The organism is Mesorhizobium sp. M0227 (assembly GCF_040321855.1).
Lineage (GTDB): Bacteria > Pseudomonadota > Alphaproteobacteria > Rhizobiales > Rhizobiaceae > Mesorhizobium.
Genome location: NZ_JAMYSJ010000024.1, coordinates 1 through 24509, shown reverse-complemented (window position 1 = coordinate 24509; position 24509 = coordinate 1). Strand labels below are relative to the sequence as shown.

Below are 24509 nucleotides of genomic sequence, written 5' to 3'. Positions count from 1 at the left end.
ACGAGGCAGTAGCCGGATCTTCAGCCAGAGAAGCCGCCACCATCCAGGAACGCCTGCTCCTGCACCGTGGTTTCGCGGCCAAGCATCTTGTTTCGATGCGGAAAACGGCCGAAATGCTGAATGATATCGCGGTGTTCGACAGCGTATTTCAGGTAGGGCTCGGCCCTGGCCTGCGTCAGCTCGACCGAAATGTCCTGGTCGGCCAGCAGTTCCGAATGCTCGTACGGCAGGTAGAGGAAAACGCGGAGTTCTTCCTCGAGTGCCAGGTCATGGCCGGCCGCGACCGCCCTCTCTGCGAAATATCTGGCGAGCGGATCGGTCGCGTACATATGGCCGGTGCCGCGAAAACAGTTCCGCGGAAACTGATCGAGCAGGATCATCAGCGCCAGCGCGCCTTCGGCATGTTCCAGCCAGTCGTCGCATTCACGCCGAGCGGCGGCATAGTGCAGGCCGAGAAAGCGGTCGCGGAACTCGGCATCGAATGCTTCGTTCTTCTCGAACCAGGCATCCTCGCCGGCATCGCGCCAGAATTTGGTGACCGATAGGGCCCGGCTGTCCAATTCCATGCATAGTTCCTTGCTCAATCGGCGGGTTCGGACTTGTGCAGCACACCCGCGGTTTCTTCATTGAGTGCCTGACCAGGCCGGCGCGGCGTGGAGAGCGGTGTCGGAATCGGCGTGCCGATATTGCCTCTCAGGAAGCGCTGTCCGGCGCGAATGCCTTCGGCAAGCTGGGTTTCGAAGCGATCGGTGTCGCGGCGCCTGACGTCTTCGATCGTTTCAGCCACGTCTTCGGGGTCGACGCCCAGCGATTCCAGTGCCGAGCCACCGAAAACAAGTGCGGATTCGAAGGTTTCGCGCAGTTGGTAATCGACGCCGGCACGAATGAGCTGCAGCGCCGTTCCACGGTCGAATGCGCGGGCCAGCACTGTGAGCAGTGGGAATTCGGCCTTGATCAGCTGGGCGATGCGAACACCCACATCGGCCTTGTCGACGCAGATCAGCACGGCGCGCGCCCGGCCGGCACCGGCGGCATGCAGGATGTCCAGTCGCGTGCCGTCGCCATAGTAGACCTTGAAGCCGAAATCGGCCGCCGCCTGGATCATTTCGACATCATTGTCGATGATCGAGACGTCGATGCCGCGCAGCAGCAGCGGCTGGCTCGCGATCTGGCCGAAGCGGCCGAAGCCAATGACCAGCACGCTGCCGGTCAGGCCATCGGCGACATCGACGCCGTCGAGCGACTGCTCGTCGCGCGGCGTCAGATAGCGCAAGGCGATGATCGCCAGCGGCGTCAGCACCATGGAGATGATGACGATCGCCGTCAGCGTCGCGTTGGCGTTGCCGTCGATGATGCCGACCGCCGCGGCCGCCGAGTAGAGGACAAAGGCGAATTCGCCGCCTTGTGCCATGAAGACCGCGCGCTCCAGGGCTTCGCGGTGGCCTGATTTCAGGATGCGGGCGACGATGTAGATACCGAACGCCTTCATCACCATGTAGGCGACGACATAAAGGGCGATCAGCCGCCAGTTCGCCGCGACCACATGCAGGTCGAGCGACATGCCCACCGCGAGAAAGAACAGACCGAGCAGGATGCCGCGGAAGGGTTCGATGTCGGCTTCGAGTTGGTGGCGGAAGGTCGATTCGGACAAAAGCACGCCGGCCAGGAAGGCACCCATCGCCATCGACAGGCCGCTGAGCTGCATGGCGAGGGCTGACCCAAGGACGACCAGAAGTGCCGCGGCCGTCATCACCTCGCGGGCACGGGCATCCGCCAGGATGCGGAAGAACGGGTTGAGCAGATAGCGGCCGGCCACCACCAGGCCGACGATAGCGGCGAGGCCGATGCCGACCTCGGTTAGCCGCTCCGACAGGCTGGTGTCGGCTCCACCGGGTGCCAGGAACGCGATCAGGGCCAGCAGCGGCACGATGGCAAGATCCTCGAGCAGCAGCACCGATACGATGCGCTGGCCTTTCGGTGCGGCGATTTCACCGCGTTCCTCGAGGAGTTGCATGACGATCGCCGTCGAGGTCAGCACGAAGCCGGCGCCGGCGACGAAGGATTGTGCGATCGGAAACCCTCCAGCCATGCCGACACCTGTCAGCAGAAGCGCGCAGACGCCAACCTGCAGCGCGCCGAGGCCAAAGATCTCGCGGCGCAGGCCCCACAGCCGCGACGGCTGCATTTCCAGCCCGATGATGAACAAGAACATCACAACGCCGAGTTCGGCGACATGAAGAATGGCTTCCGATTCGGAAAAGACGCCGAGGCCGAACGGGCCGATCACCACGCCGGCGGCCAGATAGCCGAGAATCGAGCCGAGGCCCATGCGCTTGAAGATGGGGACGGCGACGACGCCGGCAGCAAGCAGCGCCACCACCTGAACCAGATCACTGCCCGATGCTTCCGCCGCCATGCCTCTTGTCCCTGTGTCTCGCAGCACTCCTTGCATGCAGTTGGAGCGGGAGGCAAGGCGAGAAATCTGCCGGGAAAGGTAGGGTGCCGTTGCAGCGATTCCCCTGGTGGAACAACGGTCCCCGCTTGCCTGCCGGACGTTCGGCATCTATATCACGTATATGCCTGACTATTCGTCCCGGCCGTCTTCGACGCCACATATCCCGATGGATGCGCTCAGCGAAGTTTTACAAGACTTTCGCTTGAGTGGTGTCAACTATGGTCGCTGCGAGCTCCGGCACCCATGGAGCATAGACTTTCCGCAACAACAGCTGCTTCGGTTTCACTTTGTCGGCCAGGGCCCGTGCTGGATTCATACTGAATCGCAAGGCTGGCAGGAGTTGCGCGATGGCGATCTGGTGCTGCTGCCGCAAGGCATCGCCCATCGGCTGGCCAGCGCGCCGGACGTTGCAGGGGACTCGCTCGAAGGTTGCCAGGTGATCAAGTTGGGGGGCAACGTCTGCGAAGTGGTACGGCAAGGAACGGGCGCGACGAGCACCCTTTTCTGCGGCTCCATGGCCTTGGACTCCTATGCGCTCAACCCATTGATCACGTTGATGCCGCCTGTCATCAAGGGTTGCGACGTGGCCGGCAATGACCCGGTCGTCGGTCCTTTGCTGGCGGCCATGACGGTGGAGGCCTCGCAACCGCAGATGGGCAGCGCCACGATTCTGTCGCGTATGGCCGACTTGCTAACGGCCCGGCTCATACGCTGCTGGGTCAATTGCAACGGAGCCTCGACCACCGGTTGGCTCGCAGCCATCCGTGACCCCCATATAGGCCGGGCTTTGGCGGCCATGCACCGCGACCCCGGCCACAACTGGACGCTGGGAAGCCTGGCCGGCGTGGCAGGCCAATCGCGTTCGATTTTCGCCGAGCGTTTCAGTGCGGTATTGGGAGAGGGTGCCGCACACTATCTCGCCCGCCTGCGTATGCAGCTTGCCCGCGAATTGCTGGGCCAAAACGGCTTGTCGGTTGCCGAAGTCGCTACCCGTTTGGGCTATGATTCCGAGGCATCCTTCGCGCGCGCGTTCAAGCGCATCACCAATGTCTCGCCTGGCGTTGTGCGTCGCACAATTCCCGGACGAATGGATATGAATTTCGGATTCTAAGATACATATCATCCGAGCGGACTCGCCTATTTAAGACCTCCAAACTTTGGAGATCTTTCCGTGACTGACACAACATTACAGCTTGAAGACGCCGCGATTGGCCTTGATGCCGATGCACCAGCCGCGTGGAGCGCAGCCACTTGGTTCGCGGTCATTTCATTGGCGGCCACCAGCTTTGCCCTGGTGTCTGCCGAATTCCTGCCCGCAGGTCTGCTGACGCCAATGGCACGCGATCTCGGCATCAGCGAGGGGACGGCCGGCCAGGTCGTCACCGCCACCGCTTCCGTCGGCGCCGTGACGGCCATGTTGAGCAATGTTCTCATCGGCCGCTTGAACCGCAAGGCGGTGCTGGTTGGTCTCAGCGCCCTTGCGGTCGGTTCCAATATCCTGGCGGCGCTGGCGACCGATTTCTGGCTGTTGCTGTTGGGCCGGGCCGGACTGGGCATCGCTCTCAGCGCTTTCTGGGCACTTTCGGTCGCCGTCGTGGCGAGGCTGGTTGGCGCCAATGCGACAGGTCGGGGCATGGCGATCGTCACCCTCGGCGTCTCGCTTGCCACCATTGCCGCACCGTCGATGGGCGCGCTGATCAGTGACTGGATAGGGTGGCGCAGTGCCATGGCCATGACGGCGGGGCTGGCCGCGCTTGCCATGCTGCTGCAGTTTCTCAGCCTGCCGACCTTGCCCGCAACGGCAAGCAACAGCCTTGCAGATGTATTTCGGCTGACCCGGCGGCGCGGCATCCAACTCGGCATGTTGGCTATTGTTTTGCTGATGACGGGGCATTTTGCCGGCTCGGTCTATGTGCGTCCCTTCCTCGAACAGGTGACACTCCTTACAACCGGACCGATTGCCCTGGCTCTGCTCGGGTTTGGCATCGCTGCCGTGATCGGTAATGTTGCCGGCGGCCGCATGGCCGACACCAACATCCACATGGCCCTCGCAGTCACCGCAGCGTTGATGGCGGTTGCGGCACTTACTTTGGTGCTTTGGGGCTCGCATATCGGCGTTGCCTTCGGCTTCGTTACGCTGTGGGGTTTCGCCTTTGGCATGGCGCCGGTGGTGCTGCCGACCAATATGTCGCGCGCGGCGCCTGATGCGCTGGAGGCAGCGGGCAGCCTGATGGTCACCTCTTTCCAAATTGCCATCACCATCGGCGCGGTTGTCGGCGGCTATGTCGTGGACACCTATGGCGCGACTGGGCCTTTGACTCTGACTGCTATCCTTGCCGCATCGACCGCCGTCTTGGCGCTGCTGCAGCCGCGCAGCTGAACTTTGCTGCCGCTGATAAAATAGCCTGAATCCAGGCCGCCGCCGATGTTGCAGGCGCGATACACAAGTTGAGGCCGGGAACACGTTGCATCTTGCCGCAATCGAAGGCTAAGGACGCTCGGCTTCGGCCATTGGAGGGTGATCGACGATCAAGTCGCGCCCTTTTTGAGGAGATGACTGACATGAAGAAGTTTTTGTTTGTTGCCGTCGGCCTGGCGGTGCTTGCCGGTTCGGCTTGCTCGAAGGCGCCTGAGTGCACGGCGGAGATCGCGACCAAGAAGGCGCAGGACATGGCTGCAGCACTTCAGGAAGCGATTACCAAGGACCCGTCCAAAGCGGCTGATCTGACGGCCAAGGTCCAGGCGGTGACAACCAAGTATCAGGGCGCTACGACATTGGCCGACGCCTGCAAGGCCTATGACGAACTGACGGCCACGATCAAAGGCTAACGCCCTGATTCGATTGGATCAAACGAGGCGGCGCCCGTTGGGTCGCCGCCTTTTCTTTTGAATTGTTCAGTTCGGCGCGATGGAGCCGACTTCGACCGCGTCGACGCGCTTCAGGCTCATGCCGATCACCGGCACCAGCTGGTCGTCGACGCGCACGGCAATAGTCACCGTCATCGAATTGTCGTCAGGGATGCGAGCCTGCATGACGCCGCGCAGCTGGTTGCGGTTGATGGTGAAGACCACCTTGCGGGGATCGACGACGTTGCCCCCGATGATGTCGAGGCCGGAACCGGTCGCGCCACCCATGAAGCTGCCCTTGTAGCCCTCACGGCCCTTGCGCTCGATCTTGGCCGACATCGGCTGGGTGAACATGCCGACCCGACAGCCGCCGTCGAGCGACATGCCGACCTTGCCGTCGGGCGTCGAGCCGGTGAAGCTGCAGTTGAACTTCGTGCCTTTGTACTTGCCGGCGACGATTTCGCCGGGACCGATCCACTTGCCTTCGGCGGACTGGAAGAACTGCTTGTCCGGCTCCGCCGCAGAGGCCACTCCGGCAATGCCGACGACTGCCGTAATCACCGTTGCCAGGGGCAGGACACTGGATAGAATTACGCTTTTCATCGACGACACCCGGCAACAAAGATGCTGTTTGGAACCCGTCTGACCATGAACAAGATTGGTTAATGCTTCGTCACCGCGGGGCCGCCGCAAAGCAGTCCGGTAACAATTCCGAAGGTCCAGACACTCCAGCCCGGCTCACTTGCCGGATGGGGTCGTTTCACCATCTTTCCTGGTTGCGAACGATGTCAGCGCCGAGAGGAAATCACCAAGTCCGGGACGCTTGGCGGCGCTGAAGGGCAGGGGTCGCGCCGTCTCCATCGCGGCAATGCCGATGCGTGCCGTCATCATGCCGTTGACGACGCCCTCGCCAAGCTTGGCCGAAAGGCGCGCGGCCAGGCCGTGGCCGACGATCTGCTGGACGAAACTGTCGCCGATCGCGATCGAGCCGGTAACCGCCAGATGCGCCAGCACGCTGCGCGCCAGGCGGAAGAAACCCAGCGTTCCCGGCCGTCCGCCATAGAGTTCTGACAGGCGGCGAATAAGCCGCCCGGCCTCGAACACGACATAGGCGACATCGACCAGTGCGCGTGGACTGACCGCCGTCACCAGCGAAACGCGTTTGGCGGCTTCGAGAATCATCACCTTCGCCCTGGCATCGAGTGGTCCGAGAATTTCAGCCTCGGCCAAGCGCACGAGATTGCCGCCGTCGATGATTTCGCCGCGCAGTTCGGCCAGCGCGCGCCGGCCGGCCGCGGTTTCGGGTTTGGCCGCGACAAAGGCCGACAATTCGTCGACGACCGATCGTGCAGCCTTGGGATCGTCGCGGGCGATCGCGTCGAGCGCACGCTTCTGCAGTTTTTCGACCTCGGCAAGGCGGGCGATCGCCAGGAACTCGCGAATCAGGATCACCATAAGCGCCAGCACGGCGATGGCAGCCATGCCCGCGGCCAGCCAGCCCAGCCATTCGGCGCGCGCGAAGAGGTCGCGTATGAGCTGGTCGGTCCACAGGCCGACAGCTAGCGAAACCAGCACGCCAAAGGCGCCGAAGAAGATGCTGCCGAGCAGTGAGCGTTTTCTGGGGGCGATCGCCGGCGGCGGCTCCGCGGCAATGATGTCAGGCTCGTCGAAGACATCGACTTCCGCCGGGATGACCATCGCGACATCGGCCTTCATCGCGCGGGGTTTGCGCTGGGCATCGGCCTGGGCACGGCGCGCCTGCGGCGCCTCTTGCCTTGGTTCGGCTTCCGGCTCGATGCGGAACGCTGCCGGCTTGCGGGGCGCAGTCATGCCAGATGATCTCCGATCAGGAACTGCAAGGCACGGTCGAGCCTGATATGCGGCAGCGACAGGGTGATACCTTCGGCCGTGCGTTCTAGCTTTGGGGGACGGAAACGGACGAAGCGGATTGCAGGGGCCGCGGCATCCTGCTTGTGATCGGCTCCCGAAAGATCAAAAACCGCATCAATTTTCTCCGGTAAATCACCGGGAAATATGGCTGTTTCAGTCTTTCCATCGAAGGTTGCGCCATTGATCTTCTCGCCGGCGATCGGCGTGCCGATAATGACTGGCAACGTCTCTCGGCCTTGCTTGACGGTGCCTTCGCGCGTCGCGCGCACCGCCGCCATGGCGACCACATCGACATCGGCGCCGGTGAAATTCGCCCGTGCCACGGCGCGGTCGGCAAGCCGCCGCACGATCGCCTGCAGCCGGTCATGGCTTTCGTGATGCAGATGGTCGGCCTTGGTCGCGGCAACCAGGATGCGGTCGATGCGCCGCGAGAACAGATCGGTGAGGAAGCTGCCCCGGCCGGGTCGGAAACAGCTGAGGATCTCGGTTACCGCGCGTTCCAGGTCGGCCATGGCGCCGGGGCCGGCGTTCAGCGCCTGCATGGCGTCGATCAGCACGATCTGGCGATCGAGGCGGGTGATGTGTTCGCGGAAGAAGGGTTTGACGACATGCGTCTTGTAGGCCTCATAGCGCCTGTCCATCATGGCGTGCAGCGACCCCGGGCGCGGACGCCTGTCGCCGATCCCGGCCAAGGGCGCGAAGGTCAGTGCCGGCGAGCCTTCGAGATCGCCCGGCATCAGGAAGCGGCCGGGCGGCAAGGTCGAAAGCGCCCGCTCGTCGAGCTTGCAGGCCTTCAGATAGGCGGCGAAGCTTTCGGCCAGGCGGCGCGCCGTCATCTCGTCGGCATCGGCGTTCGGGTCGACCCCGGCTGACAGCGCCCGCCAACTCTGCGAAAGATCCTCGCGCACCGGCAGAACGGCCATTTCGAAGGCTTCGTGCGAAAAATCGGCAAAGGATTTGCCGAGCAGCGGCAGATCGAGCAGCCATTCGCCGGGATAGTCGACGATATCGACCGACAATCTGCCGGAGGAAAACATGCGGCTCCAGCCGGAAGCCGATTCATATTCGATGGTCAGCCGCAGTTCCGAAATGGCACGCGTCGAATCGGGCCAGGCGCGGTCGTTGACCAGGGCGGCGATGTGGTCCTCGTACTGGAAACGCGGCACCGCGTCGTCGGGCTGCTGCTCGAGGAAGGCGCGGGCGATGCGCCCAGATTTCTGCGCCTCGAACAGCGGCAGGCGGCCGCCATGGATCAAATTGTGGACAAGGGCCGATATGAACACCGTTTTGCCGGCGCGGGACAATCCCGTCACGCCGAGGCGCAGCGATGGGGAAAAAAGCCCGGTGGCGCGGCCCGACAGCGTGTCGAGGGCAATCCTCGCTTCGTCGGTGAAGGTGGTCAGCGATGATGCCAAAATTTGCTCTCTCGGACTTCGGTCCGTCCGATATAGGCTCTGCAACCAGGCTTTGAAATGGCTTCAGAGATCGGCCGGCGTCAGGAACGCTTCGAGATAGCCGGTGCCTTGGGCGGCGCTGGCAAGATCGCCGTCGAAGCGGACGACCGCCAGGCCCGCGGTCGGGAACCCATGGTTCAGCGTGGCCCGCGCGGTTTCGTCGCCGTCGCCCGAAACTGCCATGGTGAGGTCTTCCATCATCGGGTTGTGGCCAATGACCAGCAATGAGCCTGATCCGCCATTGTCGCGGATAAGGTGGAGGTACCCGGCCGCGTCCGCGCTGTAGAGCGCGTCGAAGAACAGAACCCGGCCGGTGTCGGTCTGGCCGGCCAGGCCTTCCAGCGTCTCCTTGGCGCGCTTGGCATTGGAGCAGAGCGTCCGGTCCGGAACATAGAGGCGGGAGCGCATGGCGGCCCCCACCATTTCGGCATCGCCGCGGCCGGAGGCATCGAGCGGGCGATCGAAATCCCGCATGCCGGGCAGTGCCCAGCCAGCCTTTGCATGTCGCAACAGATAAAGCCTGCTCACCCAACCTCCGAATGCCGAAGCGTCCCGGGATTAGCCACGAGAACGGCGTTGCGCACAATGGCCCGTGCTCTTCAACACGGCGAATCACCCAATGCTGCTTGCTGCAAAGGTCTCTTGCGTATCGGCCCCCGGGGTCACGGCAATCTCGGAAAGCATGTGCCACCGGATCGAAAGTGTCTCGGCGAATTTTGTACCAAAGCGACCGTACGCGGCCGCAGAGACGCGTGACGGGTACTTTAACAATTGCGTGAGACAGCGGCCGATTGCGCTTGTGCAGGCGTCGGACGACGAATATATAGGCGCCAAAATTGGGGCAGTTTGGGTGAGTCGAATGAACGACATCGTTACCGCCGATTACGTACCCTCCGAAGACGAGCCGTTCATGAACGAGCGGCAGAAATCCTACTTCCGCTCAAAGCTCGTCACCTGGAAGAATGACATATTGCGCGAAGCGCGCGAAACACTGGAAATCCTGCAGCAAGAAAACGCCAACCACCCCGATCTGGCCGATCGCGCCTCTTCGGAAACCGACCGCGCCATCGAACTCAGGGCCCGCGACCGTCAGCGCAAGCTCATTGCAAAGATCGATTCCGCCCTGCAGCGCATCGACGAAGGCACTTACGGCTATTGCGAAGAGACCGGCGAGCCGATCGCGCTGAAGCGGCTCGATGCACGTCCGATCGCGACATTGTCGATCGAAGCGCAGGAGCGGCATGAGCGCCGCGAAAAAGTCTATCGCGACGACTGAAGGTCAAGGCCGGCGGCTCACGGCCGGCTGTCATCGAACGAACTCGATTCTGAAATGGCCGGTTTTCCGGCCATTTTTATTGGTGCGGCATCCACCGCTCAGGGCGGGCGAAGGCAGTAAACCCTTGATATTTGGCGCTTCGGACGAGGTGGTTCGGCAGTAGACCAGTAGACCGGCGACGATGTTTTCCGCGGGGATAGCGACCCGGCGGTTGCTCATCTCTTCTGACTGGAGAGTTCGCCGAGAAGCTTGGTCATCTCGTCGTCGAGCGACTGCGGCGCCGCCGGCTTGCCCACCGGGCCGCCCGAACGGGGCTGATCCAGCGACACTTCGAGTTCCCTCATCAGCGTGTCGTCGATGCTGTCCTGCACCGGCTGCGGTGGGGGCGGCGCGTGCCGGGCGGTGTTGGCGTTGGCGGAGCCGTAGGCAGGCAACGGCGTGACATTGGTCGGCTGATAGCTTTGCGTTGCCGGCTTCGGTGCAGGTGCCGGCGGCGCTGTTGTACGCGGGCGGGCGGGTGGCGTCGTGTTCACCGGCTGTGGAGCGGGAGCCTGTCTCGCCGGCGGCGGAGCGGGTTGCGGCGGACGCGGTCTTGCCGGGGCCGCGGCGGCCGGAACCGGCTGCAAGCCGCCATCTCCGGTCAATGCCGGCCGGCGTAGCGCCGAAAGTCGGATATCGCGCTCGACGACGACGTCGGTCGGGCCGCCGATCAGAAGCAGGTGCTCGATATCGTCACGGCGTATCAGCACCAGCCGGCGATGGCTGTCGACGGCGGTGGCATCCATGACGGCCAGTCGCGTCTTGCGGTTCCGGCCACCGGCGACGAAGGTTCCGAATGTCAGGTTGCGCACCAGCTTGATGATAACGAGAACGATAACCAGCAGGACAAGCGCTGCAAACGTCCACAACAATGCTGCGGCATAACCGGGACCTGCCACGCTATCGAGCCATTGCATTGGGTTCCCCTGATCGCCCTTGGAAGTGAAGAGACACTAGACCGTTGCAGCGGGCCACCGCAAGTTGCGTTTCACGCTGGTGAACAGCTAGAAAAACTCCGAAGCCTGGAAGACATCATTTTTATCCGACATTTGCCGCCCAGGCCTTTTCCGGACTAGGAGAATGTGATTCAACCCGCTAGGGGCGGGTGTCGGAACACCGGAATTCACGAGCAGGGGGCACATGGCCAAGGAAGCGCGCGGCGATTTCTATCCGGTACCGATCGTCGACCAGAATACGCGACCCGGCGCGGTCACCCGGCTTATCATTTTCATCGTCGTTCTGACGGGGGCGGCGATCGTCTTCGGGCTTTTCCGCGAGCGCCTCGGCGATCCTTTCCTGCTCGGCATGCTCGGCGTGCTGGCGATGATCGGCGTCGGCTTCCTGTTCGCGACGGCGATCGGCTTCGTGCAGGTCACGCCACGCTCGACAGGCGACGAACTGTCGAAATCCTTCGTCGATTCGATGTCGCAGGGGCTTCTCGTCACCGACACCAAGGGCCGCGTCGTCTACGCCAATCGCGCCTATGCGGATATGACCGGAGCATCGTCCGCTGCCGACCTGAAGACCGTCGAGGGATTGCTCTCGGATGTCCCCGAAGCCTCGGTGACGATCTATCGCCTGGCATCCGGCCTGCGCGACGGCCAGCCGGGCGACGGCGAGTTTAGGCTCGCACAGTCCATTCGGCCCGGTGCCGAGCCTGGCGCCCGCTGGTACCGGGCACGCGCCCGCGCCTTCAGCGTTCCAGGCCAGCGGCTGCCGATGCTGGCCTGGCAGCTTGCCGACATCTCGCAGGAGCGGGCCGAGCAGGAGCGCTTCTTCCTCGATCTGCAGAAGGCGATCGATCATCTCGACCACGCGCCGGCCGGCTTCTTTTCGGCCGACCAGGAGGGCCGCGTCACCTATATCAACGCCACGCTCGCCGAATGGCTGGGCATCGACCTCACCAGCTTCACGCCCGGCGCCGTGTCTCTGTCGGAGATCGTGGCCGGCGACGGCATGGCGCTGGTCCGCTCGGTCAAGGCCGACCCCGGCACCACACGCAACGCGGTGATAGATCTCGACCTGACGACCACGACGGGCGAAGCGCTGCCGGTGCGCTTCATGCACCGCGTTTCGGCCAGCCGCGAAGGATTGAACGGGCCGACACGCACGATCGTGCTCAACCGCACGCAAGGCGAGGATGCCTCTGCCGATTTGCGGGCTTCGGAAGTGCGCTTCACCCGCTTCTTCAACTCGACACCGATGGCGATCGCCGGCGTCGACCACAATGGGCGCATCCTGCGTACCAATGCGCCGTTCCTGTCGCTGTTTTCGTCTGTCGTCGATCGCGACGCCGTCGACCGTCGCGTACGGCTCGACACGGTGATCCATGAACGCGACCGGCCGGCCTTCGCGGCTGCCTTCGAGAAAGCGCAGCAGCGGCAGGCCGACATCGAGCCGATCGACACGCTTTTGCCCGGCAACGACGAACGGCACATCCGCTTCTACGTCAACGCCGTCGCCGACGGCACCGGCGGCGAGGGCGCCGAGGAGTCGGCCATCGTCTACGCCGTCGAGACAACGGAGCAGAAAGCGCTCGAAGGGCAGATGGCGCAAAGCCAGAAGATGCAGGCGGTCGGCCAGCTTGCCGGCGGCATCGCGCATGATTTCAACAATGTGCTGACTGCCATCATCATGGCGTCCGACCTTTTGTTGACCAACCACCGCCCGTCGGACCCGTCCTTTCCCGACATCATGAACATCAAGCAGAACGCCAACCGGGCGGCTTCGCTGGTGCGGCAGCTTCTGGCCTTCTCGCGCAAGCAGACATTGCGACCGGAAGTGCTCAACCTGACCGACGTGCTCGCCGATCTCAGGATGCTGCTCGCCCGCCTGGTCGGCAACGACATCAAGCTGAAGGTCGACCATGGCCGCGACCTGTGGCCGGTCAAGGTCGATATCGGGCAGTTCGAGCAGGTGGTGGTCAACCTTGCGGTCAACGCGCGCGACGCAATGCCGGCGGGCGGCGATCTCACCGTGCGCACCCGCAATGTCACCGCCGAGGAGTGCAAGGCCTTTTCCTACCGCGAACTCGCCCCGGCGGACTATGTCGTGGTCGAAGTCGAGGACACCGGCAGCGGCATCGCGCCCGACGTGCTGAAGAAGATTTTCGAACCCTTCTTCACCACCAAGGAAGTCGGCAAGGGCACCGGCCTTGGTCTGTCGATGGTCTACGGCATCATCAAGCAGACCGGCGGCTTCATCTTCTGCGATTCCGAAGTCGGCAAAGGCTCGACTTTCCGCATTTTCCTGCCGCGTCACATCGCCGAAGCGAAAAAAGCAGGCGAGCCCGGCGATGCGCCGGCGGCGCCGGCAAAGGTCGCCGATCCGGCCAAGGATCTGTCGGGCTCGGCCACGGTGCTGCTCGTCGAGGACGAGGATGCCGTGCGCATGGGCGGCATGCGGGCGCTGACCTCGCGTGGATACACCGTGCACGAGGCATCGTCGGGCGTCGAGGCGCTGGAAGTGTTCGAGGCGCTGGGCGGCAAGGTCGATATCGTCGTTTCCGACGTGGTCATGCCGGAAATGGACGGACCGACACTGCTTGGTGAATTGCGCAAGCGCCAGCCGGACATCAAGTTCGTCTTCGTGTCCGGCTACGCCGAGGACGCATTCGCCAGAAACCTCCCGGCAGATGCGCATTTCGGCTTTCTGCCCAAGCCGTTTTCGCTCAAGCAACTGGCGACGATCGTCAAGGACGTGCTGGAGTCTTAGAGCCTTTCCCATGTTCCTCCTTGCACAACGCCGTGACAACGCCATGATTGCGGGTGAAACGGCAGGAAGGCTTAGGGGAGCAACTTGTGACGCCGCACAACGAAGCGGACAAGGACGACTACGCCGACACGGTGTTGTTGCCGGGTGATCCGCAGCGTGCCGAGTGGATGGCGCGAACGTTCCTGGAAGCGCCGCGCTGCATCAATCGCCGCCGCGGCACGCTTGGCTTCACCGGGCTGTTTCGTGGCAAGTCCATCAGCATTCAGGCGACGGGCATCGGCGTTTCATCATTTCTGATCTATGCGCATGAACTGCTGGACCATTATGGCGCCCGGACCTTGATCCGCACCGGCACCTGCGGCAGCCTGACCGCAAAGGCGAAACTGCGCAGCCTTGTCATCTCACAATCGGCACAGGCGGAAAGCGCCCAGAGCGGCCAGGTCTTCGGCCTCTATGGACCCGCTGGCCCCGACCCGGCGCTTCTCGCATCGTCACTGGCCAAGGCGGTAGAATTCGGCATCGACCATCATGTCGGCCTGACGGTGTGCAGCGACATCTTCTATCACCCGGAAGGGCGCGCCCGTTTTGCCGTTGCGCGGTCGGAAGGAGCCCTGGCCGTGGACATGGAAACCAGCGCGCTCTATCGCATATCGGAGCATTTCGGAGCGCGTGCGCTGTCGATGTGTGTCGTGGTCGACAACATCGAGACCGGCGAACAGACCGACTATTCCGAGCGCCAGGAATTGTTCGCAGACATGAGCCGTCTGGCGCTCGCTGTCGCAGCAGAGAGCTAGAGTACGGGTCTACCGGGTCAGCCCCTTGCGTACGGCAGCGACATCGTCAGAGGAGACCGCCGGGGCGGCGTTGCCCCAGCTGGCGCGCACATAGGTCAGGACGTCGGCGACCTCCTGGTCTTTCAGGCGCCAGGCCAGGGAGGGCATGGCGGGCGTAGTCGGTGCATCAGCCGTGTGCACGGCCTGGCTGCCGGCAAGGACGAGCCGGGCCAATGTTTCGGAACTGCCCTGCGCGACGATCGAATTGCCGGCAAGGGAAGGGAAAAGCACGCCTGACCCGGCACCATCTCCACCATGGCAAGCCGAGCAATTGTCGCGATAGATTGCCTCGCCCGTTGCCATCCGTGTCGCGTCAGGCTTTGCCGGTTGGACGCTGTCGACATCCGAGCCCAGGCTCTTGAGGTAGACTGCAACCGCCTTGAGATCGGGATCGGTCATTTTCGACGTGGAGTTCTCGATGGCCTCCGCCATCGGACCTGATGCAATCGAATGCGCGTTGACGCCGGTCTTGAGGTATTGGACCAGATCCTCCTGAGACCATTTCCCAAGGCCCGATTGCGCATTGTTGGTGATGTCGGGGGCAAACCAGCCTTGCAGGGAGGCACCTTGCAGGAACTCGCTGTCCTTGTCGGCGCCAAGGAAAGATTTGGGCGAGTGGCAGGTGCCGCAATGTCCAGCACCCTGGACGATATAGGCGCCGCGATTCCACTCCGCCGACTTGGAGGAATCCGGCTGAAAGCTTGCCTCGGTAAAGTTGAGGACATTCCAGCCCAGCATCGCCAGCCGGATGTTCAACGGGAAGGGCAGCTGATTGGCCTCGACCTTGTTCGATACCGGTTCAACCGTCGTCAGATAGGCCCACAGGTCGGAAATGTCCCGATCGTTCATCCTGGTATAGGCGGGGTAGGGCATTGCGGGGTAGAGCCGCACGCCATTGTGGCCGATGCCTGACTTCATCATGCTGCGGAAATCGGCTTCCGACCAATTGCCGATGCCCGTTTCGCCGTCGGGGGTTATGTTGGGCGGGACAAGCATGCCGAACGGCGTTTCGAGCGGCAGTCCGCCAGCCAGCGGTTTGCCCCCGGCCTGCGTATGACAGCCTGCGCAGTCGCCGAGCACGGCCTGATACTGTCCACGTATGATCTGGTCCGCCTGGTCGGCACTCCGTGCCGGGCCCGCGTTGAGGGCCGCGGCGCCGATGGCGAGCGTGAAAACGAGCTTGTTCATGCCTGCACCAGGGGTGCACCGGGATTGCGCAGATATTGATTGCGGATGGCATCGGCGGCACGGAAGGCGAGCGCGCCGACGGTTCCTGTCGGGTTCTTGCCGGCATTCTGCGGGAAGGCCGACGCGCCGATGACGAAGACATTGGGGACGTCCCAGCTTTGGAGGAAGGTGTTGACCGCGCTCTTCTTCGGGTCCGTTCCCATGATGGCGCCGCCCGTATTGTGGGTGCTCTGGTAGGGGACGCTGTCCCAGCCCTTCTTGCGGCGGCCGACGGCGTACTGCTTGCCGCCGAGCGCCTTGGCGATTTCCTCCATCCGGTCGCAGACATAGTTCGACATGCGGATGTCATTGTCGGGAAAATCAAACGTCATGCGCATCAGCGGACGACCGAAACGGTCCTTGTAGGTCGGGTCGAGGTCGAGGTAGTTGTTGCGCGTCGCGTAACTGCTTCCCTGGGACGAGTAGCCAAGCGTGCTCCTGTAACCCTCGACCGTTGCCTTCTTCCAGGCTCTGCCCCATTTCGGCGTGCCGGGCAAGGTCGGCCTGGTTCCGATCGGGCGCCCGTTGGTGGGAATGCAGTTGATGCCCGCGCCGCCGACGAAGTCCAGCGCGCCGTCGTCGATCGTCTGACCGAGCGCGCCGGCGGCGATGAACGGGTTGAAGTTCTTGTCGTCGAAGAACACCTGCACGCCGGCATTTGTCTGGTAGCAGTAATTGCGCCCAACCGTTCCTTCGCCACTGCCGGGGTCGTAGATCTTGCCGATGCCGGACAGCATCATCAGCCGGGCATTGTGCAGGCCGTAAGCGCACAGCAGCACCAGATCGGCCGGCTGGAAATATTCCTCGCCTGACGTATCGACATAGGTGACGCCGCGCGCCGACTTGCCTCCGGGGGCCAGCTCGACATGCAGCACCTCGCTGTCGGTGCGAACCTCGAAATTCGACTTCTTCATCAGCACGGGAAGGACGGTGGTCTGGGCGCTTGACTTCGAATAGTTGGCACAGCCGAAGCGTTCGCAGAACCCGCAATAGGTGCATTGACCCATGGCGATGCCGAGCGGGTTGACATAGGCCCGCGACATGTTGGCGGATGGGGTCGGGAAGGGATGCAGGCCGATCGACCGGCCGACCTCGGCGAACAGGGTTGGCGCGTAGGTCATCTGCATCGGCGGGTTCGGATAATCCCGCGACCTTGGATCCTCGAACGGATTGCCGCCTTCCTGCAACTGCCCCTTGATATTGCCGGCCTTGCCCGAGATGCCTGCCAGATACTCGAACTGGTCGTAATAGGTCTCCATCTCCGCGCCGGTCACGCCCCAGTCCTCGACCTGGAGATCGGCGATTCTCGATGCACCGTATTTCTTCGTCAGATTGGTCTTTATCTGAAAGTCCGAATCCCAGAACCGCCAGGTGTGGCCGTTCCAGTGGACGCCGGCGCCGCCGACGCCGTTGCCGGGGAGAAAGGAGCCGAAATCGCGCATCGGCAGCGCCTTCTGCGACGGGTCATTGCGCACCGTCATGGTTTCCACGGTCGGCTGCAGGAAGAGGTCGCGCCGGATGCTGTAGCGCAACTCGTCCTGCGCATAGCCGATGTTGAAATCGGTTGCCGTGTCGCGCCAGGGGCCGCGCTCTATGGCCACCACGTCCAGGCCCTGATCGGTCAATTCGTGGGCCAGAATGGATCCCGTCCAGCCGAGGCCGACGATCACGACATCTTTGCGAGGCAGTATCTTGGTCATGATCAGGCGCCTTTGCCGAGCCATTCGGGACGCCCGATGATCGAGACAGGCGGCTGCGGATATGGCTGATTGTGTTTGCTGACATGGTCGCGGTAGTCGTAGCGGGCACCTGGAAAACCAAGCATGCGCCACGAGACCATGTCCTTGTTGCCGCCATAGACGGGGTCGGCAAAGAACCCTTCCATGGTGTTCTGCAGCAGAAGCCCGAAGAAACCGGGACCCTTGACGCCATTGGGCAGGTCGACTTTCCCGGCCTCCATTGCCGTCAGGAAGGCATCCTGTTCGGCCGATGCGAGCTCGACGAATGTCTTGCCGTCCCGCTGTTTGAGGAAGGCGTCGATGGCGGCAAGCCCGGTGCGGTAGCGCTGCGCCGGATTGGCCTCGCCCTGATAGCCCTGGGTGGGCAGTCCAGGCAGAAACGGGCCTTGCGTGTAAAGCCGGCTCGACGCTCCGAACGCCCCCATCAACTGCCTGTCGATATAGACGGCGCAACCGGCTTCCTTGCCGCCCATGCTGAGCTCGTCGGCCGGAATGATGCGGTCGACGATCGCCTCGACAAGGGCTGCTTCCTGGGCTGAGAAAAAGTGCCAGCCGCCGGCCACGACCTGCGTGGGTGGATCGGATGCCATTGGCGTCCAGGGCAAAGTGCCCGAGAACGATCGCGCAAAACCGGCCGATGTCGCGGTTGCCGTAAATATTGCGACCGAGGACAGGAAAAGACGCCGATTCATTCGAACAGGATTGCGATGGTTCATATTAGGTATCTCGAAAATAAGAGAACGCGCCCGGGAAGTGACGCCCAAGTAATCATGACAACGATAGTTGGGTTAATCCGCAGATCGAATGCCGATAGACTGCGAGATGAAAATGACTTCGTCAACCACATCACAAAATCGTTAGCGAGGGTTCGGTCGACTGCCGATCGGGTCTGGGTGTGTTGTTGAAGCCGGATGGCTGCCCGAAAGTCGGGCCACGATCCCGCGAAGCATCCGGCCTACCTGCCCGGATGCTGGACCGATAGAAACAGCGTCGTGCCATCAGGCATGAATCAGGAACCAGCCACTGACCGGGTGGCGTTCGAGGTCGCGGTCAATGCCAGGCCCTACCGCGACGCATCACCAGGCTCTCAAGACCCCTTGATCATACTTGCTCAGCTGGCAAGCAGGCTAATGAGTTTACGACCTGGACGACACCTTGTAGACTGAACACCATGGCGCTCAAACGGATGGACAACATAGGAATCGTCGTCGATGACCTTGAAGAGACGATTGGTTTCTTTGGCGAGCTCGGCCTTGAGCTCGAAGGGCGGGCTACGATCGAAGGAGAATGGGCCGGACGTGTCACGGGACTGGGCGATCAGCGCGTCGAGATTGCCATGATGCGGACGCCGGACGGCCACAGCCGGCTCGAACTGTCCCGTTTCCTCACGCCGCCTGTCGTCGCCGATCACCGCAACGCCCCGGTAAACGCCCTGGGCTACCTCCGCGTCATGTTCACTGTGGACGACATTGACGGGACGCTCGAAAGGCTCCGCAATCGCGGTGCGCGGCTCGAAGGCGAAGTCGTCCAGTATAAAGACGTGTATCGGCTCTGCTACATTCGAGGGCCTGGAGGGCTTCTCATCGGGCTCGCCCAAGAACTCAGCTGAGCGCAATACGCTAAGCGGCCTCCCGCTTCGGCACCATCTGCTCATCCATTCCCGGCCGATGGCCGCGCAAATAGAGCGCGCAGGTGGTGCGCAGCATCGACGCAAAGTTCGGGATGGCGCCGTTGATCTCTATGGCTTCGTCATAGAGCTTGGAGATGAATTTCGGCGTCGTCAGGTTCTGGTTTTCGGCGATCTCGTCGAGCAACGCCCAGAATGTTCCTTCAAGCTGGATGCTGGTCGAGTGGCCGTCGATGCGAATCGAGCGGTTGATCTGGCGATAGCCTTCGGGATCCTGGCCCGCAAACACCCTGCACATCCGACAAACCTCCCATAATTGTTGGTCTTGGGTGGACGGGCGTGCAGTTTGATACTGCTTGACCTGTCCCCACATGCATTCTCGGGCAAAATCGCCGCCACGGCAATCGAACTTTTGTCCTTGTTGGCGATGGAGGACGGTTCACGGCTTCGGGCGTGGTAACCGGCTGCCACCACCTTTTGTCCGTGCCGCGCATAATCGTCTCCACACCAGAGCGGAGACTGATTTGGCCAAGGCGATCCACAGCATGATCCGGGTTCTCGAAGAGGCCCGATCGGTCGATTTCTACAGAAATGCATTCGGGCTCGATGTCGCCGACAGGCTGGACTTCGAGACATTCACGCTCATTTACCTCAGCAACGCCGAGTCGGGGTTCGAACTCGAACTGACCGTGAACAAGGATCGGCAAGAGCCTTACGGGCTCGGCGACGGCTACGGTCACCTCGCTGTCTCGGTCGCCGATCTCGACAGCGAACATGACCGTCTCGGTGCGCTTGGCCTCAATCCGAAGAAGATCGTCGAGTTCAACCGCGACGGATCGCTGATCGCCCGCTTTTTCTTCATCGAGGACCCCGACGGCTACAAGATCGAGGTTCTGCAACGCACAGGTCGCTTCCAATAGGAGACATCGCAGCCGCCTCTGAGGGGCGGCGCGCCAGCAACGGCGTTCTGAGCAGAGCGCACATAGCAAGCAGGGAGGAATAAAATGGTCACGATCTATGACGCGAAGCCTGGGCTTTCCCGTCGAGAGCTTCTCAGACGCGGCGGCATCGGTGCGCTGCTCGTCATCTCCGGCAGCGCCGTCATCAGCCCCGAACATGCCTGGGGGCTCGAGACATCGGCACTCAAGCCCGAAACCATGGCGACGCTGATCCAGATGGCGCGTGACATCTATCCGCACGATCAGGTTCCGGACAAATATTACGCCATTGCCGTGAAAGGTCATGACGAGCAGGCCGGCAAGGACGCCGCCTACAAGTCGATGCTCGAGGACGGCATCGCCGACCTCGACAAGAAGTCCGGTGGCGGCGGCTATCGCGGCCTTGGCTGGGAGGAGCAGCGGATCGCCGTGCTGAAGCAAATCGAGGTGACGCCATTCTTCCAGGCCATCAGAGGCGGCCTCGTCGTCAGCCTCTACAACCAGAAAGAGGTGTGGCCGATCTTCGGTTACGAGGGCGAGTCCTATTCCAAGGGCGGCTACATCGCGCGCGGTTTCGACGACATCGAGTGGCTCTGAGCCCCGTCGTTCCTGAACCCGCAAACAGAAATCATGGGAGGAAACCATGGCAGCTTCATTTGATCTGAACAACGACGGCGTGGTCGTCATCATCGGCTCGGGTGCCGGCGGCGGCACGCTCGGCAACGAACTCGCCCAGAAGGGTGTCGACGTCGTCATCCTGGAAGCCGGCGCGCGCCACGAATACGAAGACTTCATCAATGACGAGTGGGGTTCGTTCAGCCAGCTCGCCTGGACGGACAAGCGCACCACGTCGGGTGACTGGCGTGTGGCCAAAGACTTTCCCAACCTGCCGGCCTGGATCGTCAAGTCGGTCGGCGGTTCGACCACGCATTGGGCCGGAGCTTCGCTGCGCATCCAGGAGCATGAGTTCAAGACGCTGTCGACCTACGGCAAATTGGAAGGCGCCAACCTGCTCGATTGGCCGATCACGCTGGCCGAGCTGGAGCCCTACTATGCCAAGGCTGAAGCCAAGATGGGCGTCACCGGCACCAATGACTGGCCGCGGCTGCCGGGCAACAACAATTTCAAGGTGCTGAAGGCCGGCGCCGACAAGCTCGGCTATAAGGAATGCCACACCGGCAACATGGCGATCAATTCGGTCGATCGTGACGACCGCATGTCTTGCCAGCAGACCGGCTTCTGCTTCCAGGGCTGCAAATGGGGCGCCAAATGGTCGACGCTCTACACCGAGATCCCCAAGGGCGAGGCGACAGGCCATCTCGAAGTCAGGCCGAACGCCATGGCGATCAAGATCAACCACGACGCTAGCGGAAAGGTGACCGGCGTCGTCTACGCCGACAAGGACGGCAAGCTGCAGGAGCAGAAGGCGCGCATCGTCGCGGTTGCCGGCAATTCGATCGAGAGCCCGCGGCTGCTGCTCAATTCGGCGTCGGGAAAATTCCCCGATGGGCTTGCCAACTCGTCGGGTCAGGTCGGCAAGAACTACATGCGTCACACCACCGGCTCGGTCTATGCCATCTTCGACAGACCGGTGCACATGTATCGCGGCACGACCATGGCCGGCATCATCCGCGACGAGGCGCGGCACGATCCGTCTCGTGGGTTCGTGGGTGGCTACGAGTTCGAGACGCTGTCGCTCGGCCTGCCGTTCTTGGCGGCGTTCCTTGATCCGGGTGCCTGGGGGCGCTCGTTCACCACCGCACTCGATCACTACGACCACATGGCCGGCCTGTGGATCGTCGGTGAGGATATGCCGCGTGCGGAGAACCGCATCACGCTGCATACCGACGAAAAGGACGCGCACGGCATGCCGATCGCCGACGTGCATTTCGACGACCATCCGAACGACACCGCGATGCGCAACCACGCCTACAAGCAGGCTACGGCACTTTACGATGCGGTCGGCGCCACCCGCACCTTCCCGACGCCGCCCTATCCGTCGACCCACAATCTCGGCACCAACCGGATGAGCGAGAAAGCGGAAGACGGCGTCGTCAACAAGCACGGCCAAGCGCACGACATCAAGAACCTGTTCGTGTCGGACGGCAGCCAGTTCACCACCGGGGCCGCCGAAAACCCGACCCTGACGATCGTGTCGCTCGCGATCCGCCAAGCCGACTACATCGCCGCGCAAATGTCGGCAAAGACGATCTAGTCACATCCTCCCGACAGACTGCTGGCGCGGAACCCGCAAGGTTCCGCGCCTTTTTCTTGCCGCCTCATTGCTTGGTGCAGGTCGAGGCGGTGAAGGCGCCGTCGGGCTGCTTCATGATGATGTCGAAGGAAGGCGCGGTTTCACCGTCCAGCGTCGCCTGGGTCAGCGACAGTGAATTGCCGCCGGCGGTATATCCGCCCAGCGGCCCCAGCCACGAGATCACGCCGTTTGCGTCCATTTGATAGTTATAGCCCTGCCGCGCGGTGCCGAAGACGCCGAGGCTGGTGTAGACGGGGCCGCTGTAGACGTTCCCCTTGATGGTGATGTCGCCGAGGCTGAGGAACATGCCAAGCAGGTACACTTCGCAATGATAGGCGCCGTCAGGCATCTTGCCGTCGCTGAAATCGGCTCGCGCTGCCCCGGTTGCTGCCGTCAGAAGTACTATGCCGATGAAAATACGTGAAATACCTGAAACCATGACGTCGCTCGCTTGAAGAGCGAGCTTGCCTATTTTTGCACCGCGCCGCAACATCGGTCGCCTGAGGCACTGGTGAGATCAAAATCTAGGCAGATTGGGCAAATGATCGAAAAATAGGCAGCAGCAGCGCAAGCTGCGCAAATTTCCCTCAATCGATTTCTGGCCACCTCTCTTTGTTTTGTAAGCTCTATATTCCAAGGTGCTGATATCCCTATTTATTTGTGCCCTTTCGGGATTGCCAGAGCGGTTGGCATGGGGGTTGCTTTGTAGTGTTGCGGTGCAATCAACCAGCTTGGGAGTCCGTAATATGAGGGGTAATTTCTCGACAATAACAAAAATGTTTTCGGCGAGCGTGGTCGCCGCCGGCCTGTTGATGTCCGCTCCGGCGAAGGCCGCCGACGACACGATCAAGGTCGGCATTCTCCATTCGCTGTCGGGGACCATGGCGATTTCGGAGACGACGCTGAAGGACGCCATGCTGATGCTCATCGACGAGCAGAACGCCAAGGGCGGCCTGCTCGGCAAGAAGCTCGAGGCGGTCGTTGTCGATCCGGCTTCCAACTGGCCGCTGTTTGCCGAAAAGGCGCGCGAGCTGATCTCCAAGGACAAGGTCGCGGCGGTGTTCGGCTGCTGGACCTCGGTGTCGCGCAAATCGGTGCTGCCGGTGTTCTCGGAACTCGACAACATCCTGTTCTACCCCGTCCAGTATGAGGGCGAGGAAAGTGAGCGCAACGTGTTCTACACCGGTGCGGCGCCAAACCAGCAGGCCATTCCGGCCGTCGACTATCTGATGAGCGAGGATGGCGGTTCGGTGAAGCGCTGGGTGCTGGAAGGCACCGACTACGTCTATCCGCGCACCACCAACAAGATCCTCGAAGCCTATCTGAAGGCCAAGGGCGTGGCTGCGGAAGACATCATGGTCAATTACACGCCGTTCGGCTTCTCCGACTGGCAGACCGAGGTTTCGGCGATCAAGAAGTTCGGTTCGGCCGGCAAGAAGACCGCCGTCGTCTCGACCGTCAACGGCGACGCCAACGTGCCGTTCTACAAGGAACTCGGCAACCAGGGCGTCAAGGCCGAGGATATTCCGGTCATGGCCTTCTCGGTCGGCGAGGAAGAGCTTGCAGGTCTCGACACCGCGCCGCTGGTCGGCCATCTCGCTGCCTGGAACTATTTCGAGAGCATCGATACGCCCGAGAACAAGAAGTTCATCGCCGACTGGCACAAGTTCATCAAGAACGACAAGCGCACCACCAACGACCCGATGGAGGCCCATTATATCGGCTTCAACATGTGGGTGAAGGCGGTCGAGAAGGCCGGCACCACCGATCCGGACAAGGTCATCGACGCCATGATCGGCGTGTCGGTGCCGAACCTGACCGGCGGCTATTCGACGATGATGCCGAACCACCACATCACCAAGCCGGTGCTGATCGGCGAAATCCAGGCCGACGGCCAGTTCGAAACCGTGTCGCGCACGCCGGGCCTGGTGATGGGCGACGAATGGTCCGACTATCTGCCTGATTCCAAGGACCTGATCTCCGATTGGCGCGCGCCTCTGTCCTGCGGCAACTTCAACGTTGCCACCGGCAAGTGCGGCGGCAAGGGCACGAACTGATCCCTCCCAGGGCTGACCTAGTCAGACCGCGCGCGTGCCCCCCCCGGCAAAAACCCCCCCCGCGCCCCCCAAAAAAAAGAGGGGGGTAGAAAAAAACAAATCAGACGGTTTTTAGAGATTGTTTTAGGGGTTTTTGGGAGTGGGGGCGCGCGGGGGGTT

23 protein-coding genes are annotated in these 24509 nt (G+C 62.3%); 11 read left to right on the top strand and 12 right to left on the bottom strand.

The features are described from left to right. Positions 1-20 precede the first annotated feature (20 nt). Both NKJ00_RS25215 and NKJ00_RS25210 read right to left on the bottom strand, forming a co-directional pair. Complete coding sequence (locus NKJ00_RS25215; RefSeq protein ID WP_023813032.1) at positions 21-566, bottom strand: DUF924 family protein; 546 nt, start codon at positions 564-566, stop codon at positions 21-23. A 14-nt stretch (positions 567-580) separates the two neighbouring features. Continuing rightward, positions 581-2416, bottom strand: a complete 1836-nt coding sequence (locus tag NKJ00_RS25210) for a monovalent cation:proton antiporter-2 (CPA2) family protein (RefSeq protein ID WP_352612809.1) — start codon at positions 2414-2416, stop codon at positions 581-583. Positions 2417-2576: 160 nt separating this feature from the next. Between NKJ00_RS25210 and NKJ00_RS25205 the strand changes: the two genes are divergently transcribed. The 3 genes from NKJ00_RS25205 to NKJ00_RS25195 all read left to right on the top strand — a co-directional run bounded on the left by NKJ00_RS25205 (position 2577) and on the right by NKJ00_RS25195 (position 5284). After that, a complete protein-coding gene (locus tag NKJ00_RS25205; RefSeq protein WP_023813030.1) occupies positions 2577-3566 on the top strand; it encodes an AraC family transcriptional regulator in 990 nt (329 codons plus the stop codon). A 60-nt stretch (positions 3567-3626) separates the two neighbouring features. After that, entirely contained in the window at positions 3627-4835 is a 1209-nt protein-coding gene (locus tag NKJ00_RS25200; protein ID WP_352440296.1) for an MFS transporter, read from the top strand. A gap of 182 nt (positions 4836-5017) precedes the next feature. Then, entirely contained in the window at positions 5018-5284 is a 267-nt protein-coding gene (locus NKJ00_RS25195) for a hypothetical protein (protein WP_027036746.1), read from the top strand. 66 nt (positions 5285-5350) lie between these two features. Here the strand turns inward: NKJ00_RS25195 and NKJ00_RS25190 are convergent, their stop codons facing one another. The 4 genes from NKJ00_RS25190 to NKJ00_RS25175 form a co-directional block, all read right to left on the bottom strand. Beyond that, positions 5351-5905 (bottom strand): hypothetical protein, encoded by a 555-nt coding sequence (locus tag NKJ00_RS25190; protein ID WP_127295926.1) that lies wholly within the window; start codon positions 5903-5905, stop codon positions 5351-5353. A gap of 135 nt (positions 5906-6040) precedes the next feature. Next, the gene (locus NKJ00_RS25185) at positions 6041-7132 is read right to left on the bottom strand and encodes a YcjF family protein (RefSeq protein ID WP_023813026.1); all 1092 of its coding nucleotides are present in this window, start codon (positions 7130-7132) and stop codon (positions 6041-6043) included. After that, complete coding sequence (locus NKJ00_RS25180) at positions 7129-8607, bottom strand: YcjX family GTP-binding protein (RefSeq protein WP_352631656.1); 1479 nt, start codon at positions 8605-8607, stop codon at positions 7129-7131. The genes NKJ00_RS25185 and NKJ00_RS25180 overlap by 4 nt, the downstream gene beginning before the upstream one ends. 63 nt (positions 8608-8670) lie before the next feature. Beyond that, positions 8671-9174: a SixA phosphatase family protein gene (locus tag NKJ00_RS25175; protein WP_352631654.1), complete on the bottom strand. Its 504-nt coding sequence runs from the start codon at positions 9172-9174 to the stop codon at positions 8671-8673. 331 nt (positions 9175-9505) lie between these two features. Between NKJ00_RS25175 and dksA the strand changes: the two genes are divergently transcribed. Beyond that, positions 9506-9922, top strand: coding sequence for an RNA polymerase-binding protein DksA (dksA, locus tag NKJ00_RS25170; RefSeq protein WP_013531862.1), 417 nt, complete (start codon positions 9506-9508; stop codon positions 9920-9922). A gap of 215 nt (positions 9923-10137) precedes the next feature. Here dksA and NKJ00_RS25165 read toward each other — a convergent pair whose 3' ends face one another. Beyond that, on the bottom strand, positions 10138-10878 hold the full coding sequence (locus tag NKJ00_RS25165; RefSeq protein WP_352440300.1) for a hypothetical protein: 741 nt from the start codon (positions 10876-10878) through the stop codon (positions 10138-10140). Positions 10879-11101: 223 nt separating this feature from the next. Here NKJ00_RS25165 and cckA point away from each other — a divergent pair, with 223 nt between their 5' ends. Then, positions 11102-13675, top strand: a complete 2574-nt coding sequence (gene cckA / locus NKJ00_RS25160) for a cell cycle histidine kinase CckA (RefSeq protein WP_023813021.1) — start codon at positions 11102-11104, stop codon at positions 13673-13675. A gap of 86 nt (positions 13676-13761) precedes the next feature. Further along, positions 13762-14469, top strand: a complete 708-nt coding sequence (locus NKJ00_RS25155; protein ID WP_352612813.1) for a purine-nucleoside phosphorylase — start codon at positions 13762-13764, stop codon at positions 14467-14469. A 9-nt stretch (positions 14470-14478) separates the two neighbouring features. On the opposite strand, the gene NKJ00_RS25150 is transcribed toward NKJ00_RS25155, so the two are convergent. From NKJ00_RS25150 to NKJ00_RS25140, 3 genes are read right to left on the bottom strand one after another with little or no spacing between them, the layout of a single operon-like run. Continuing rightward, positions 14479-15696 (bottom strand): cytochrome c, encoded by a 1218-nt coding sequence (locus NKJ00_RS25150; RefSeq protein WP_352612814.1) that lies wholly within the window; start codon positions 15694-15696, stop codon positions 14479-14481. Beyond that, a complete protein-coding gene (locus tag NKJ00_RS25145) occupies positions 15693-17435 on the bottom strand; it encodes a GMC family oxidoreductase (RefSeq protein WP_352631652.1) in 1743 nt (580 codons plus the stop codon). Before NKJ00_RS25145 ends, NKJ00_RS25150 begins: the two co-directional genes overlap by 4 nt. Before the next feature lie 2 nt (positions 17436-17437). Next, positions 17438-18064 carry a gluconate 2-dehydrogenase subunit 3 family protein gene (locus tag NKJ00_RS25140; protein WP_352553010.1) on the bottom strand — a complete coding sequence of 209 codons (627 nt, stop codon included), beginning with the start codon at positions 18062-18064 and terminating at the stop codon, positions 17438-17440. A 581-nt stretch (positions 18065-18645) separates the two neighbouring features. Here NKJ00_RS25140 and NKJ00_RS25135 point away from each other — a divergent pair. Continuing rightward, positions 18646-19083, top strand: coding sequence for a VOC family protein (locus tag NKJ00_RS25135; protein WP_352631650.1), 438 nt, complete (start codon positions 18646-18648; stop codon positions 19081-19083). A 10-nt stretch (positions 19084-19093) separates the two neighbouring features. Here the strand turns inward: NKJ00_RS25135 and NKJ00_RS25130 are convergent, their stop codons facing one another. Then, on the bottom strand, positions 19094-19399 hold the full coding sequence (locus NKJ00_RS25130; protein ID WP_023813015.1) for a ribbon-helix-helix domain-containing protein: 306 nt from the start codon (positions 19397-19399) through the stop codon (positions 19094-19096). Positions 19400-19625: 226 nt separating this feature from the next. Here NKJ00_RS25130 and NKJ00_RS25125 point away from each other — a divergent pair, with 226 nt between their 5' ends. The 3 genes from NKJ00_RS25125 to NKJ00_RS25115 all read left to right on the top strand — a co-directional run bounded on the left by NKJ00_RS25125 (position 19626) and on the right by NKJ00_RS25115 (position 22254). Further along, positions 19626-20021: a VOC family protein gene (locus NKJ00_RS25125; RefSeq protein ID WP_023813014.1), complete on the top strand. Its 396-nt coding sequence runs from the start codon at positions 19626-19628 to the stop codon at positions 20019-20021. A gap of 84 nt (positions 20022-20105) precedes the next feature. Then, on the top strand, positions 20106-20636 hold the full coding sequence (locus NKJ00_RS25120) for a gluconate 2-dehydrogenase subunit 3 family protein (RefSeq protein WP_352631648.1): 531 nt from the start codon (positions 20106-20108) through the stop codon (positions 20634-20636). 46 nt (positions 20637-20682) lie between these two features. Further along, complete coding sequence (locus tag NKJ00_RS25115) at positions 20683-22254, top strand: GMC family oxidoreductase (RefSeq protein ID WP_352631646.1); 1572 nt, start codon at positions 20683-20685, stop codon at positions 22252-22254. A 64-nt stretch (positions 22255-22318) separates the two neighbouring features. On the opposite strand, the gene NKJ00_RS25110 is transcribed toward NKJ00_RS25115, so the two are convergent. Next, complete coding sequence (locus NKJ00_RS25110) at positions 22319-22732, bottom strand: hypothetical protein (RefSeq protein ID WP_352553018.1); 414 nt, start codon at positions 22730-22732, stop codon at positions 22319-22321. A 307-nt stretch (positions 22733-23039) separates the two neighbouring features. On the opposite strand from NKJ00_RS25110, the gene urtA reads away from it, so the two are divergent. Further along, positions 23040-24350: an urea ABC transporter substrate-binding protein gene (gene urtA / locus NKJ00_RS25105; protein WP_128303581.1), complete on the top strand. Its 1311-nt coding sequence runs from the start codon at positions 23040-23042 to the stop codon at positions 24348-24350. Positions 24351-24509 lie beyond the last annotated feature (159 nt).